Source organism: Hymenobacter daeguensis, assembly GCF_054780555.1.
This window is the reverse complement of the sequence record NZ_BAAGWC010000015.1, coordinates 21,267-35,599: the sequence shown is the minus strand read 5'-3', so window position 1 is coordinate 35,599 and position 14,333 is coordinate 21,267. Positions and strand designations below refer to the sequence as shown.

General features: G+C 64.3%; 11 protein-coding genes. 4 read left to right on the top strand and 7 right to left on the bottom strand.

The window, feature by feature from the left end; genetic code table 11:
• Nucleotides 1–55 precede the first annotated feature (55 nt).
• The 3 genes from ACYVHT_RS16000 to wrbA are packed head-to-tail and all read left to right on the top strand — an operon-like array spanning nt 56 to nt 2,300.
• Nucleotides 56–673, top strand: coding sequence for an alpha/beta hydrolase (locus ACYVHT_RS16000; RefSeq protein WP_460553941.1), 618 nt, complete (start codon nt 56–58; stop codon nt 671–673).
• 30 nt (nt 674–703) lie between these two features.
• Nucleotides 704–1,639, top strand: coding sequence for a ring-cleaving dioxygenase (locus ACYVHT_RS15995; protein ID WP_460553938.1), 936 nt, complete (start codon nt 704–706; stop codon nt 1,637–1,639).
• 46 nt (nt 1,640–1,685) lie between these two features.
• Nucleotides 1,686–2,300, top strand: a complete 615-nt coding sequence (gene wrbA, locus ACYVHT_RS15990; protein ID WP_460553935.1) for an NAD(P)H:quinone oxidoreductase — start codon at nt 1,686–1,688, stop codon at nt 2,298–2,300.
• 105 nt (nt 2,301–2,405) lie between these two features.
• On the opposite strand, the gene ACYVHT_RS15985 is transcribed toward wrbA, so the two are convergent.
• Nucleotides 2,406–3,161 (bottom strand): DsbA family oxidoreductase, encoded by a 756-nt coding sequence (locus tag ACYVHT_RS15985; RefSeq protein ID WP_460553932.1) that lies wholly within the window; start codon nt 3,159–3,161, stop codon nt 2,406–2,408.
• Between the two features lie 316 nt (nt 3,162–3,477).
• Here ACYVHT_RS15985 and ACYVHT_RS15980 point away from each other — a divergent pair, with 316 nt between their 5' ends.
• Nucleotides 3,478–5,805: a histidine kinase dimerization/phosphoacceptor domain -containing protein gene (locus ACYVHT_RS15980; RefSeq protein ID WP_460553929.1), complete on the top strand. Its 2,328-nt coding sequence runs from the start codon at nt 3,478–3,480 to the stop codon at nt 5,803–5,805.
• A 2-nt stretch (nt 5,806–5,807) separates the two neighbouring features.
• Here the strand turns inward: ACYVHT_RS15980 and ACYVHT_RS15975 are convergent, their stop codons facing one another.
• The 6 genes from ACYVHT_RS15975 to ACYVHT_RS15950 all read right to left on the bottom strand — a co-directional run bounded on the left by ACYVHT_RS15975 (nt 5,808) and on the right by ACYVHT_RS15950 (nt 14,302).
• Nucleotides 5,808–6,989: an alginate lyase family protein gene (locus tag ACYVHT_RS15975; RefSeq protein ID WP_460553926.1), complete on the bottom strand. Its 1,182-nt coding sequence runs from the start codon at nt 6,987–6,989 to the stop codon at nt 5,808–5,810.
• Nucleotides 6,990–7,132: 143 nt separating this feature from the next.
• On the bottom strand, nt 7,133–8,296 hold the full coding sequence (locus ACYVHT_RS15970; RefSeq protein ID WP_460553923.1) for an alginate lyase family protein: 1,164 nt from the start codon (nt 8,294–8,296) through the stop codon (nt 7,133–7,135).
• A gap of 273 nt (nt 8,297–8,569) precedes the next feature.
• A complete protein-coding gene (locus tag ACYVHT_RS15965; RefSeq protein WP_460553920.1) occupies nt 8,570–11,056 on the bottom strand; it encodes a glycoside hydrolase family 2 protein in 2,487 nt (828 codons plus the stop codon).
• An 8-nt stretch (nt 11,057–11,064) separates the two neighbouring features.
• Complete coding sequence (locus ACYVHT_RS15960; protein ID WP_460553917.1) at nt 11,065–11,925, bottom strand: SDR family oxidoreductase; 861 nt, start codon at nt 11,923–11,925, stop codon at nt 11,065–11,067.
• A complete protein-coding gene (locus tag ACYVHT_RS15955; protein ID WP_460553914.1) occupies nt 11,886–13,109 on the bottom strand; it encodes a hypothetical protein in 1,224 nt (407 codons plus the stop codon). The genes ACYVHT_RS15960 and ACYVHT_RS15955 overlap by 40 nt, the downstream gene beginning before the upstream one ends.
• Nucleotides 13,110–13,111: 2 nt before the next feature.
• Nucleotides 13,112–14,302 (bottom strand): alginate lyase family protein, encoded by a 1,191-nt coding sequence (locus ACYVHT_RS15950; RefSeq protein WP_460553911.1) that lies wholly within the window; start codon nt 14,300–14,302, stop codon nt 13,112–13,114.
• Nucleotides 14,303–14,333 lie beyond the last annotated feature (31 nt).

Genomic DNA, 14,333 nt, shown 5'->3' with positions numbered 1-14,333 from the left:
CGAAGCATGACGTTCTATGTTTAATTCTTGCCGGTTTCGCACCCGGTTCTGCCTCATGCACCAGGAAACCCTCCGCACCGCCGGCCAGCCGCTGGCCACGGCCACCAAAGCCCTCATCATGCTGCACGGCCGGGGCGCCAGTGCCGCCGACATTCTCTCGCTGGCCCCGCACCTCCAGGTGGCCGATTATGCCCTGCTGGCCCCGCAGGCCAGCCAAAGCACCTGGTACCCCAACTCCTTTTTGGCGCCGCCCGCCCAGAACGAGCCCTGGCTGACCGATGCGCTGGCCGCCGTGGGCCGGGCCGTGGCCCTGGCCGAAAGCGCGGGTATTACAAAGCAAAACATCTACTTCATGGGCTTCTCGCAGGGGGCTTGCCTTACGCTGGAGTACGTGGCCCGCCACGCAGCGCGCTACGGCGGGGTGGCGGCCTTCACCGGGGGCCTCATCGGCGACCGGCTTTACCCGGAAAACTACACCGCGGACCTGGCCGGCACGCCCATTTTCATTGGCAGCAGCGACCCCGACCCGCACGTGCCCGTGGGGCGGGTGCAGGCTTCCACGGCCCAGCTTACGCGCCTGGGCGCGGTGGTGACGGAGCAGATTTACCCCAACCTGGGCCATACCATTTCGCAGCAGGAAATAGACGTGGCCAACAAGCTGATTTTCAACTAGACATTCCCTCCTCCCCTCCCCCTCAAACTCATGGAACCCCGCATCCTCGGTCTGCACCACGTCACGGCCATTGCCGGCAACGCCCAGCGCAACCACGATTTTTACACCAAAGTCCTGGGCCTGCGCTTCATCAAGAAGACTGTCAACTTCGACGACCCCGGCACCTACCATTTCTATTTCGGCGATGAGCACGGCTCGGCGGGCACCATTCTCACGTTTTTTCCGTGGGCGCACATCACCGCCGGGCGGCGGGGCACCGGGCAGGCCACCGAAATCGGCTACTCGGTGCCGGCCGGCAGCTTCGACTTCTGGATGAAGCGCTTCGAGGCCCACGGCGTGACGTACAACAAGCCAGCGGAGAAGTTCGGCGAGCAATACCTCACCTTCCTCGACCCCGACGGGCTCAAGCTGGAGCTCATCGTATCGAAAACCGAGGACCCGCGCACCCCCTGGACCACGCCCGAAGTAGGGGCCGACGTGGCCACGAAGGGCTTCCACACCGTCACGCTCACGCTGGCCAGCGTGAAGGCCACGGCCGAAATCCTGACCGACGTGTTCGGCTACACGCTGCTGGAGCAGCACGTGAACCGCTCCCGCTACGTGACCGATACCGTGCAGGGCGCCGCCTACATCGACCTGGTAGAGGTGCCCGGTGAGGTGCGTAGCGTCACGGCCGGCGGCTCGGTGCACCACATTGCCTTCCGGGTGAAGGACGATGAGGCCGAACTCTACATTCGCAAAAAGCTGATTGAGAAAGGCCTGCAGCCCACTCCGCAGATTGACCGCGACTACTTCCACTCGGTATACTTCCGCGAGCCGGGCGGCGTGCTCTTCGAAATTGCCACCGAAAACCCCGGCTTCACCGTGGATGAGCCGCTGGCCGAGCTGGGCACGCACCTGATGCTGCCCAAACAGCACGAGCACCGCCGGGCGCAGCTGGAATCCAGCCTACCGCCCATCAACTAGCGTATGGCCGGGGGTGCTGCTTCTTTCACTTTTTTAATCATTCCTGATGAAAACCCTGGTTCTGTTTTATTCCACCTACGGCCACGTCTTCAAGCTGGCCGAAGCCATTGCCGAAGGTGCCCGCGAAATCGCCGGCAATGAAGTCGTCATCAAGCGCGTGCCCGAAACGCTGCCCCAAGATATACTGGACAAAACCGGCGCTACCGGAGCCCAAAAAGCTTTTGCCCACGTTCCGGTGGCTACACCGGACGAGCTGGCCGAGTACGACGCCATCCTCTTCGGCACGCCCACGCGCTACGGTAATATGTGCGGCCAGATGCAGGCCTACCTCGACAGCACGGGCGGCCTGTGGGCCAAGGGCGCGCTGGTGGGCAAGGTGGGCGGCGCCTTCGTGAGCACCGCCACCCAGCACGGCGGCCAGGAAACCACCATCCGGGCGGTGCACACGGCGCTGCTGCACCACGGCTTTGTGCTGGTGGGCCTGCCCTATGCCTGGCAGGGCCAGATGGGCCACCACGAAGTAACCGGCGGTACGCCCTACGGCGCCAGCACCGTGGCCGGCGGCCAGGGCGAGCGCCAGCCCAGCCCCAACGAGCTGGAAGGCGCCCGCTTCCAGGGCCGCCACACGGCCGAGATTGCCAGCAAGCTGGCCGCTAAATAGCCGGTACTGGTTTCCTGAACTGGAAAGTGCATTTCCCGATACGTCCAGCTACCCAGTGAATATCCCGGGTAGCTGGACGTATTTTTCATTTCCCGCAACGCCTCACTACGGATTGCAGATGCCTCCGGCATAGCTGTCCGGAGTTCCGACGGTGTCGGCCTTGCGGGTGCTGGGGACGGGCTCCGCATCCAGAATCTGCTCCATGAACGAGTGCAGCACCGCCACGGGCTGCACGCCCGAGATGCCGTAGACGCCATTAAAGAGCAGGAAAGGCACGCTGGCAATGCCGGTGGCGCGCGTAGTGGTTTCCAGTTGGCGCACGGCCTCCGCGCCCTGGCTGCTGGCCAGAAAAGCGCCGACAGCCTGCCGGTCCCACCCGCAGAAAGCGGCCAGATTAGCCAGCGAAACGCGGTTGTTCAGGTTCCGACCGCCCACGAAGTAGCCGTGGAAGAGGGTTTCGGCCAGGGCCTGCTGCACCTCCACGCCCTGCGGGGCCACCAGCCCTTGCGCCCCTTCTTCGCCCAGGGCCAGCCAGAGCAGGCGGTGCGTGTCGTGGGTGTTGGGCGTGCGGGCCACCTTGTTGAAATCGAACGCAATGCCCGCTTCGAGCCCGGCCTGCACCACGGCGGCATCCTGCTCCTGCGCCCGGGCCCAGCTGCCCAGCGCCGCGCTGCGGTGGCGCTGGCGGTCGAGGCCTTCGGCGGGGGCCGTGGGGTTCAGCTCGAAGGGGTGCCACTTCACGCGGGGCTGCACGGCGGGCCGCTCGGCGCGCAGCCGGGCCAGGGCGAGCTGCAGGTGCCGCCACCCGATGTAGCACCACGGGCACCCAATGTCCGCCGCCATTTCAATGGTCAGGTTCATCGCGAGTAAAGTTGCAGAAGGGCAAAGGCAAGCCCAGTGGAAGGAAGGGGCCACACGCCCAAGGCATGGCCAACTAACAGCATGCTGCAAACCTATTGGCTCAGCACACTCGCTTTGCGGTATATTCAGCTGATAAAGCGGTACAATCAGCGCTTCAGGGGCCATTACGGGGGCCGATGCGGCAGAATAGCTGGAAATTTAGCCAGCCCATTCCGGCGGTCAGCAGCAGCAGGCTTCTTTGCGGGCCTGGTCCTGGCTCCGCTGCTGGCAGCACGGGCAGACACCTCTTTCGCGCGCTTCCGGGCGTGAACAACTAATGGCCAACCCGCGTACCTTTTTTGTCTTTCTGGCGGCCCTGCTGGGGCTGGCCCTGCCGGCCCGGGCCCAGCCGGTGGCCCCGCCCCTGCCATCCAACGCACAGATGGACAGCGTGCGGCACCGCTTGCGGACTTCGGTAGCCGATACCAATCGGGTCAGCCAATTGCTGCTGCTGGGGCAGTTTTATTTGGCCAGATTCAGAGGGGACGCGGTTAAGGCCGATACCGTGCTGCGGCTCGTGCAACAGGCCCAGACGCTCAGCCGGGCCCTGCATTATCCCAGGGGCGAAGGCATTGGCTACCTGGTGGGTGCCCGGGCGTGGTTGCAGAAGGAGGACGTGCCCCGGGAGCGCGCGGCGGCCCGGCAAGCGATTGACCTATTCACCCGCCTCGGCGATGCGCGGCATACCGCCGAAGCCTATTGGGAGCTGAGCCTCGGGTTTGCGTACCGGATGGAGGAGCAGCCGGAACGGCTTCGGTGCTACGAGCAGTGCTTGGTTGGGTACCGTAAGTCAGGAGACGTTCCGGCCCAAATCAGCATTCTGGTTCACAGAAGCACCATCTACATGCTGCTGGCAAAAGACGATGCGGCCCTGAGCGACCTGCTCGCCGCCCTGCAGCTGGCGCGCACCGCCGACCACGCCCTGCGGATAGCCATCTACAACAAGCTGAGCACCCTCTACGTCCGGCGGGATGACTATAAAAACGGCTTGCACTACGGTTTGCTGGGCATCAAAACGGCCGAATCCGCCGGCGATACCAGCATTGTGGCGGCCATGGCTTACAACCAGGTGGGCATCGTCTACCGGCGGCTGAAGGACAACGACAAAGCGTTGCCTTATTTCCGCAAAGCCCTTGCGCTGGTGCAGCGCAAGCCTTACGATGGCGACGTGGTGACCGTATTTTCCAACACGGTGAGCAGCCTGGAGCAAGGCGGCCAGCCGGCTGCCGCGCTGCGACTACTGACGCGGTTTGTTCAACAGCATCCCCCGCTGGACGATGAGATGCGAAGCCTGCTCACAGCCGTTCAGCTGCTCGGGCTGCATACCACCCTCAAACAATACGCCCAGGCGCAGCAGCATTACAACCAGGTGCAGGCGCTGACCAACACACTGCAAGCGGGCAGCCCACAGTTTGATTTTGTGTACGGCAAAGCCATTGCCTTTTTATTGGCCACCCGGCAGTATGGGGAGGCCCGCGCAACGCTAGCCCGGCAGGAGAGCTACTACCGCTACCAGCGCAACGACTTGTTTAACAAGGGGCAGAATCAATTAAACTGGTTCCGGCTCGACTCCGCGCTGGGCAATTACCACGCGGCCATCCGGCACTACCAGCACTACGTCACCCTGCGGGATTCGCTCTTCACCCAAGCCAAGGCCAAAGAAATTTCCCGGCTGGATATTCAGTACCAAAGCCAGCGGAAAGACCGGGAAATCAAGCTGCAAAAGCAGAACATTCAACTCCTCAACAAGCAGCGCCTCCTGCAGCAAAAGCAGCTGGAGCGGGGGCAGCAGCTGCGCAATGCCCTGCTGGCGGGCGCGGTGCTGCTGGTACTGGTGCTGGGCCTGGGCTACAACCGCTACCGGCTCAAGCAGCGCAGCAACCAGCTGCTGGAAGCCCAGCAGGCCGCCATCAACGCGCAAAACCACTCGCTGGCGCAGCTGCTGGCCGAAAAGGGCATTCTCCTGGAAGAGAAAAACTGGATGCTGAAGGAAATCCACCACCGCGTCAAAAACAACCTCGAAGTCATCAGTAGCCTGCTCAACCTGCAGAGCGATTTCCTGCCGGACCCCGTAGTGCAAGGCGCGTTGCGCGAAAGCCAAAACCGCGTGCACGCCATGGCCCTGCTCCACCAAAAGCTTTACCAGTCCGACAGCCTGGCGCGGGTGAACATGCAGGAATACGTTCAGGACATTGTGGCGCATTTAATTGACAGCTTCGACCGGCAGGCCTCGGTCCGGCCGCACCTCACGGTCGAGGCCATAGAATTGGACGTGGCCATTGCCACCCCACTGGGCCTGATACTCAACGAAGCCGTGACCAACTCCCTCAAATACGCCTTTCCGCACCAGCAGCCCGGCGTCATTACCGTTTCGCTCGCCTGCACCGCCCCCCAACGCTACCAACTCACCATTGCCGACAACGGCGTGGGCATGGCCGAGAGCTTTTACGTGGAGCACGTGCGCACCCTCGGCATCACGATGATAAAGGGGCTGAGCCAGCAGCTCGATGCCGACCTGACCATTGCGCAAGACAGCGGCGTGCAGATTACGCTGCAGTTTGAGGCGGCCAGCAAGCCCGCCGACGTGGCAGCTGCTACGGTCTAACCTTAATCCAGCCAGATGAGCGGGTTGCGCACGGGCAGGTTGCGCACCACCTCGGGCACCCCGGGCGCGTGGTCGAGGCGCTGCCAGGTGCCCAGCCAGGCCGGGCGTTGAAACTGCACCGCGCCCAGCACCAGAAAGGGCTGCGCCACCGGCCAGTCGTTCCAGTACATCACGTCCCTGGGAAAGGGCCAGGCGCTTTTATCCTGCACGAACGGATACAGGAATTCGATGCCTTTCCGGATGCCGCGCCCGTCGAGCGTCTGGTAGGTCCAGAGGTTGTCGGTGGGCGTGCTCAGGATTTGGCAGAGCATGGCCATGGCGTCGAGGTTGAAGAGCGAGTAGCCGTAGGGCTTGGTGCGTTTGGTTTCGAGGGGGAAGCTGCCGTCGGGGGCCATTTGGGTGGGCAGGTGCACGGTTTTGTAGCGGGTGCGGCACCGGGCCAGCAGCTCCTGGTTGGCGGTGAGGCGGGCGAAGGCGGCCACCTGCATGGTCCAGCAGGTGCCGTGGTTGTTGGCGGCATTCATCTCCTCCCGGGCATTGGGATGGGTGGTGAGCCAGGTCAGGTACTGGCTGAACCAGCTTTTGATGCCGGCCAGGTCGTCGTTGCCGAAGCTTTTGGCGGCCTGCAGCACCAGCACGCCCTGGGCCACTTCCATCAGCTGAATGGTGTCGATGATGCCGATGCCGCGCCCGGTGAACTTGCCGGAAATGGCCTGTGCGTAGAGCAGCGAGGGGTTCATCAGCGTTTGCGGGTCAGTGAACCAGGCCCGCAGGTGCAGCAGCGCGTGGCGCACGTACTTTTCGTCGCCCGTCAGCTTATAGGCCGAGGCCAGCGCCCCGATGATGCGGCTGAAGCGAATCATGGCCAGGCGGTGGGCCGTGAAGTTGTCGGGGTTGGTGAGGCCGTCTTTCTGGATGTAAGGGCCGGTGGGGTTTTGCGGGTCGGGCCACCAGTAGTCGCCTTCGGAAAAGAAATCGTGCCGCCCGCCCGCGCTGCGCGGCGAGGTGCTGGCCGTGACCGTGACGGGCGCCTGCTGCAAGGCCCAGGCCGCTTCTTTCAGCACGTAGGGCCGCAGGGTGCGCGTGGCCTCCTGCCGAAGCTTATCGGCCGGCGACGGGGCCGAGCGGCTGGCGGGCGCGGCCGTAAGAAGGGCTATTAGTAAAGCGGTTAGGCGAAGCAGCATATCATTAATTCTTAAAACGTCATGCTGAGCGTAGTCGAAGCATCTCTGCCGCAGTAGTAGCTGATTACTATTGCGGTAGAGATGCTTCGACTACGCTCAGCATGACGGGCTATTATCGTTCAGCTAAGCATTCCGCTTCGCCCCTACCGCACGGTGCCGATGCTGCGGTGCGTGAAGGACGTGAAGCCCAGAAAGGTCTTGTCGCCCGACACGCCGTAGGGGTCCTGGCGGTCGCGCAGCGAGGCCAGTTTGCTGGTGCCGTAGTAGTTGTAGGCGGTTTCGATGCCGGGGAAAATCTGGCTGCCGCTGCAGTTGCGGGAGTAGTTGCCGGCTTCGGCGTCTTCGAACTTGTTCCAGCCGTTTTTGATGAGCTGGCCGTTGGCTTCGTAAAGGGCATTGTTGCCCTGGATGCGGGCCGTTTCGGCGGCGTAGGTCATGGCCGTGAGGGTGTATTGCGGGTGCACGCAGTCGCGGTCGCGCAGCTCCTTGATGGCCCCGTCGGAGTACACCAGCTGCGGCATGATTTGCAGCAGGTAGTCGTAGCCCGAGTCGTACACGGTGGTGCTGTTGAACCACACGCCCAGCGCCATCTTGGCGTAGCAGTACGAGGCCTGCCAGTTGTTGGTGTCGGCAATGGCGCCGGGCACGTTGTTGACGTAGTTGTTCTTCAGATTGTTAAGAAAGTCCGAGAACTTGGCCACGTCCGTGGCCGACCAGCCCGCGCCCGTGCCGTTCACCTGGTAGTAGCGGATGATTTCGCCCGCCGCCACGAAGGTGGGCGCCACCCAGGCGGCCTCCAGGTAGGTCTGGCGGAACTCGGTGGGGCTGCCGTCGGGCTTGGGCGAGGTGGAGTAGCGCTGGAAATTGTAGGCGTAGCCGTTCAGAATCTGCTTGGCCTGGTTGGCGTAGGTGGCGCTGCCGGTTTTCACCCAGCGCAGGGCGCAGGCGTAGGCCAGAATGCAGTCGCGCCGAATCTGGTCTTCGGTGGGGCTGCCGCCGCTGCCCACCACGTACACTACTGATGGAAAGGAGGTTGGCACCGCGTATTGGTTCATGTAGTCGATAACCTTGTTGTAGCCGGCCGTGCGGGTAGCGTCACCGGCGTTGGCCTGGCCGGCCACGAGGTTCAGGCTGGCCGCGCTCACCACCACGCCGGGGTGGCGGAAGGTGGTGATGGTGGAATCGGCGGTGGTGGTAGCGGTGGCATCGGGAGCGGCGGCCTGCTCTTTCTGGCAGCTGCTGAACAGGGCAATGGTGGCGGCCAGGCCCAGGCGGGCAAGGCGGGGCAGCGTGGTAAAATGCGTCATGGTTTACGGTGGGAATTGCAGGATGGAAACGATGATTTTCAGGCAGCTCCGCGACTTAGGCCATCGTCGGGGAGCGGCATAAAAGTAGAATCGTCGAGGTCCGATAAGTACCGTTCAGAAAGGCTTTATTTACGGAATCGTTTGCGAAAAATAACGTATGTTATACACTCATTTTTAGTGAGTTATTTGCAATTTGAGCTGGGAAACCTCACCCCCGGCCCCTCTCCTGCGGAGAGGGGCCGGGGGTGAGGTTTCGCGCGTCAGGCCAACGCCTCACAAATTCAAAAACACCGTTTCCAGCCCCTCCGACGCCACGCTGGCGACGCTGCGCCGCCCGTTGGTGCGGACGCGGATAATGGCGCGGCCGTTGTAGGCCTGCACCTTGCGCGAGCCACTGCTGGTGCCCAGGTCGTCGAGCAAAGTGCCGTCGCCGGTCAGGCCGAACTGCACCCAGCTGGCCGCGTCCAGGCACTGCACGCCCTGGGCGTCGAGCAGCTTCACCTCGATGGTGGCCAGGCCGTTGGCTTCGGCGGTTTTGGTGAGGGTGAGGCGGGAGGGCTTGCCCCATTTGGCGGTTTGGTAGCGCTGGGTTATTTCGTCCTGCACGGTGGCTTTGCCCTGGCGGGCCACGGCGCGCAGGGTGTTTTCGCCCGCGTTCAGCGTCACGAGCCAGCGCAGGCCTGCGGCGGGGAAGTCCTGGCTGTTGCGCTTTTTGATGCCCTGGCTTTTTCCGTTCACAAACAGCTCGACTTCAGCGGCATTGGAGTACACTTTCACCATCTTCGGCTCGCCGGCCGCGCCCCAGCGCACGGGCCAGGAGTGGCCGTAGAGGTGCACCATGGGGGCGGTGGCCCAGTACGACTGGAACACGTAGAAGGCCTCTTTGGGCGTGAGGTCGCGCTCCACCACGCCCTTCTGGTTCAGGTAGGGAATGGGGTTGTCGGGGCGCACAGGCGTGCTGAAATCCTTGAAGGGCCAGTAGGCGGTGCCGCTCAGCCAAGGCATGGTTTCCTGCTCCTTGAGGTGCCAGTCGACGAGGTTGCAGAGGTAGCTCTCGCTCCAGTCGCCGTCCTTCGACACGCGGGCGCTGCCGCCGAACAGGCTGGCGTCGCCGGCGCGCTCGTCGGCGCCCTGGCCGTGGGCGATTTTGGCCAGGGCGTTGTCGGGGTTTTCGGAGTGGCGGCCGGCGTGGCTGTCGCCGCCCCACTCCACGTGCAGGAAGCGCTTCACCGCCCTGAACTCCTGCTCCGTCACTTCCTTGTAATCGGTATAAATCCCCCGGTACCAGCCCGCCCAGATGGAGGGCGAGTACACGTCGGGAATGTCCTTGCAGAAGTCGCAGCGCCGGATGGCGGTGTAGCGGCCGGGGTCGAGCTGGTGGGCCAGGTCGTTGAGCGACTTCATATAGGTGCGGATTTTCTCCTTGTCGAACGCCGGGAAGTCGCCGGGCCAGTCGTTCTCGTTGCCCAGGCCCCAGATGATGACGGCCGGGTGATTGTAGTGCTGCTCAATCATGTGGGTGAGCATGCGGCGGCCCTGCGCCTGGTACACCTCGCCGCCCAGCCCGCCCCGGCACCAGGGAATTTCTTCCCACACCACGATGCCCAGCGAGTCGCACAGGTTCAGCACGATGCGCGACTGCTGGTAGTGGCCCAGGCGGATGAAGTTGACGCCCATGCTCTTCATCAGCCGCATTTCCTGCCGAATCTGGGGCTCGGTCATGGCGGCGGCCACGCCGGCGTGGTCTTCGTGGCGGTGGGTGCCGCGCAGCAGCAGGCGCTGCCCGTTCAGCCGGAACGGGCCGTGCTCTACAAATTCGATGTGGCGAAAACCGACCTTTTCGCGGTGCTCAAACTGCTCGGGGCCGCTGCCCACCGTCACTTCCACGGTGTAGAGCTCCGGGTGTTCCGGCGACCAGCGGCGCGGGGTTTTCAGCCTGAAACCGGCTAAATCCAGCTCGCCGGCTTTCACCGAAACCGTGGCCTGGGATTTCGCCGCCACTTTGCCTTCGGGGTCGAGCAGGCGCACGCTCACCACCGCATTCCCGCTTGCCAGCGGCTCCCGAAAAACGCCTTTTAGCGTCAGCGAGCCGAGTTTTCCGGCGGCGTCCACGTCCGCTTTCGCCGCTATGCGCGCCAGCGAAACGGCCGGTTCGTACACGAGATTCAGATACCGATAGAGGCCGCCGTAGAGGTTGAAATCCGACAGGTCGGAGGGCATCATCTCCAAATCGCGGGAGTTGTCGCAGCGAATGGAGAGCGGAATCTTGCCCTTGAATTGGGTTTTGAAGGCGTCGGTCTGCTGGAAGTCGGCCACGGCCTGGGTGATGTCCACGGTCCACTCGTCGTAGCCGCCGACGTGGCTGCCAACTTCGGTGGTGTAGATGAAGACGCGGGTTTTCTGGCCCGCGCCCTCGAAGTGCAGCAGCGTCCGGCCGTGGGCGTAGGGGTTCGCGATGCTGAGCTGGGTACGGTACCAGCCGGGGCCCTGGTAATAGTTCACGTCGGGGTCCACGGCGTCGCGGGCGTTGAAGCAGTGCGGCAGGGCCACGGCCTCCCACAGCGGCACGCTTTCGGGGTTGCCGGCCGTCACGGGCCGCACGGCTTCCCACACGCCGCCCAGGTCCTGGCGCACAAACTCCCAGCCGGTGTTCAGGCGGGTTTGCTGCTGGGCGAAGACGGGGATATTGCTGCTGAAGCTGAGCAGCAGCAGCAGCAGTATGTAGACGGCGCGGCCGCGCCAAGGAGAACTTGCCTTCATCGCCCGAATCAAACGCCGCCGAAGATGGAAAAGCCCCCATCCACGCAAATCATGGAGCCGGTGACGAAGCGGGAGGCGTCGCTCAGCAGCCAGACGAGGGCGCCTTTCAGCTCGTCGGGCCGGCCGAAGCGCTTGAACGGGGTTTGGCGAATCACCAGCTCGCCGCGCGGCGTGAAGCCGCCGTCGGGATTGGTGAGCAGGCTGCGGTTTTGCTCGGTGAGGAAGAAGCCGGGGGCCAGCGCGTTCATGCGCAGGCGGTCGCCGTAGCGGTTGGCCATTTCCACCGCAAACCACTGGTTGTAGCAGTCCACGGCGGCCTTGCCCATGTTGTAGCCCAGCACTTTGGTAATGGCCCGCTTCGAGTTCATGGAGGAGATGTTGACGATGCTGCCCGCGCCCGCTTCGGCCAGGGCCGGCCCGAACACCTGCGTGGGCAGCAGCGTGCCCCACACGTTGAGGTCCATCACGCGGCGCATGCCGGCCAGGTCCATCTTGAAAACATCCGTATCAGGAGAAAGAACCCCATCGGGGGCGTTGCCGCCGGCCGCGTTCACCAGCCCGTCGATGCGGCCGAAGGTGCTTAGCATCAGGTCGCAGGCCAGGCGCAGCTCGTCTTCGCTCAGCACGTCGGCCACCAGCGCCAGGGCCCGGCCGCCCTGCGCGTTGATGGCGGCGGCGCGGGCCTCGGCCACGGCGGCGTTGCGGCCCAGGATGCCCACGGTGCCGCCCGCTTCCACGATGCCGGCCAGGAAGGCCTCGCCGAGGATGCCGGTGCCGCCTGTCACGACAATCACCTTGTCTTTGAGCGAAAAAGGATTGGTGGCGGACGCTAGTTGAGCGTCAGCTGGGTGTAGTTCTGATAGCGCCATAGGGCTTCGAGGAAGTAGTAGTCGGCGTACACCAGCGGCACGTCGATTTCGGAGTTGGCCGGCTTGTTGCCGGTGCTGTGCTTCAGCAGAAAGTAGTTGTTGGTGCCGGCCGCCGCCAGGTATTGGGGCGAACTCAGGCTGGCCAGCATGGCCGTGGCGGCGGCGTAATAGGTGTTTTTCGGGGGAGCGTACTTGCTCAGTTCCAGCAGGCCGGCGGCGGCGGCGGCGGCGGCCGAGGCATCGCGCGGGGCCCGGGGGATGTCGGGCGCGTTGAAGTCCCAGTAGGGAATGCGGTCGGGGATTCTGGCCGTCTGGGTCAGGAAGTAGTCGGCCGCGTGCATGGCGGCGGCCAGGAATTTCGGGTCTTTGGTTTCCCGATAAACCATGGTGTAGCCGTAGATGGCCCAGGCCTGCCCGCGCGCCCAGCAGGAGTTATCGGCAAAGCCCTGGTGTGTGACGGCGGTGAGCAGCTTGCCGGTGGCGGGGTCGAAATTCAGGACGTGGTAGGTGCTGAAGTCGGGCCGGAAGCGGTACTTCAAATCGGTGGCGGCGTGGGTTTTGGCGATGTGCGCGTAGGTGGTGTCGCCGCTGAGGCGGGAGGCGGCAAAAAGCAGCTCCAGGTTCAGCAGGTTGTCCACGATGACGGGGTAGCTCCACACCTCGGCGTGGTGGTCCCAGGAGCGGATGGCGCCCACTCTGGGGTTGAAGCGCCGGGCCAGCGTGGCGGCGGCCTGCAGCAGCACGGCCCGGTACTGCGGGTTTTTGGTCAGGGCGTAGCCCTGGCCGTAGCTGTTGTTGAGGATGAAGCCCAGGTCGTGGGTGGTCGTCACGTTCTTCTCCGCGTCCAGGGTTTCGGTGAAGGCCGCCGCGCGGCGCGGCCACTGCGGCTGCCCGCTCAGGCGCGCCAGGTACCAGAGGTTGCCGGCGAAGAAGCCGCTGGTCCAGTTGCGCGAGGTGGTACGCACGAGGCGGCCGTCATTCTCGGTGCTGCGCGGGTGCTGGGTGCTGTCGGGGTAGCGGCGCAGGTAGGCCGTGTACTGGGCTTCGGCGCGGGCCACCACGGCGGCCACGGGCACGGCCAGCGGCCGGGCGGCGGGCCGTTTGGCAGGCAGCCTTTTTTGGGCCTGCAGCGGCCCCAACGCCAGCCCGAGCAGCGCGGCCATGACGGGGAGAATTTTCTTCATCATCAGTAGGCCCACGGCACGGGCTTGAAATCGGGGTGTTTGGCGAATACTTCGGCGGCTTTTAGGTCGGGGTAGGCGCGGCTGGCCTGCGCGTACACGTCCAGGGCGAGGTTGTCGGAGGTGCCGGCGGCATCGGCTTTTTCCATCTTTTTACGGCCCAGCAGGTAGGGCCGGAACCACTCCACGCCGGTGCGCAGGCCGCGGCCGTCGGGCGTGGCGTAGTGCCAGAGGTCGAGGCCGACGTGCGGGGCCATGAGGGCCAGGCGCACCCAGCCCTGCATGTTCATGCCGGTGTAGTTCCAGGGGCGGGTGCGGGCCAGTTCCAGCGGCTGCGCGCCGTCGGGCTCGAACTGCACGGCCACGCGGGGCCAGGTTTGCTGTTGCAGGGTGGTCTTGGCCAGGGCCGGGTTGCCGGTGAAGAGGGCAAAATCCACCACCTGCGTGTCGTAGAAGGTGCCGTGGTTGTTCTTCGCCGCGCCTTCGGGCAGGGCCACCGGGCTGGTGGTGAGCCAGGTGGTGAAGTCCCTAAACCACGCTTTTACCCCTCCTACCACGGCCGCGTCCACGCTCGGGCTGCCGCTCAGCAAGGCCAGCGCCTCCGGAATATTCACCAAATGGCGCGTTTCGATGATGCCGAAATTCCGCCCGTTGTTGATGCCCGGAATGCCCTGCCCGAAGTTCAGGTTGGGGTTCATGCGGGTGGCGGGGTCCAGGAAAAACACCTGCAGCAGGCGCGTGGCCCGGCGGGCGTAGTCCTCGTTGCCCGCGAAGTAGTAGGCCAGGCCCAGCTTCTGCACGTCGGCGCACAGCTTGCCCAGCGTCTCGCTGTCCTTCATGGCCTCCGACTCCGGGTTGCGCAGGCCGTCCTTCTGGATGTAGGGCTTGCCGTCGGGCCTGGCGGGGTCGGGCCACCAGTACGGCGCCTGCGAGATGTAGTCGTGCTTGTCGCCGCTGGGGGGCGTCTGGGGCTTGGTGGTGATGGTGTAGGGCCCGCGCCTGAGGGCGGCGCTGGCCTCGCGCAGCAGCTCCTGCACGCGGGCGGCCTCGGGCTGGTGGCCGGCCTGGTAGGCCGTTTTATAGGCGGCCAGGGCGGCAGGGTCGAGCAGAATGAACGCGGCCGGCGCGGCGGTTGCAGCCGCCAGCGCCGGCGCGCTCATTGCCCACCACACCAGAAAAAGAAGGACTAGGCGCATTACTGAGTTGATTATTTAAAGTAGCTGGACC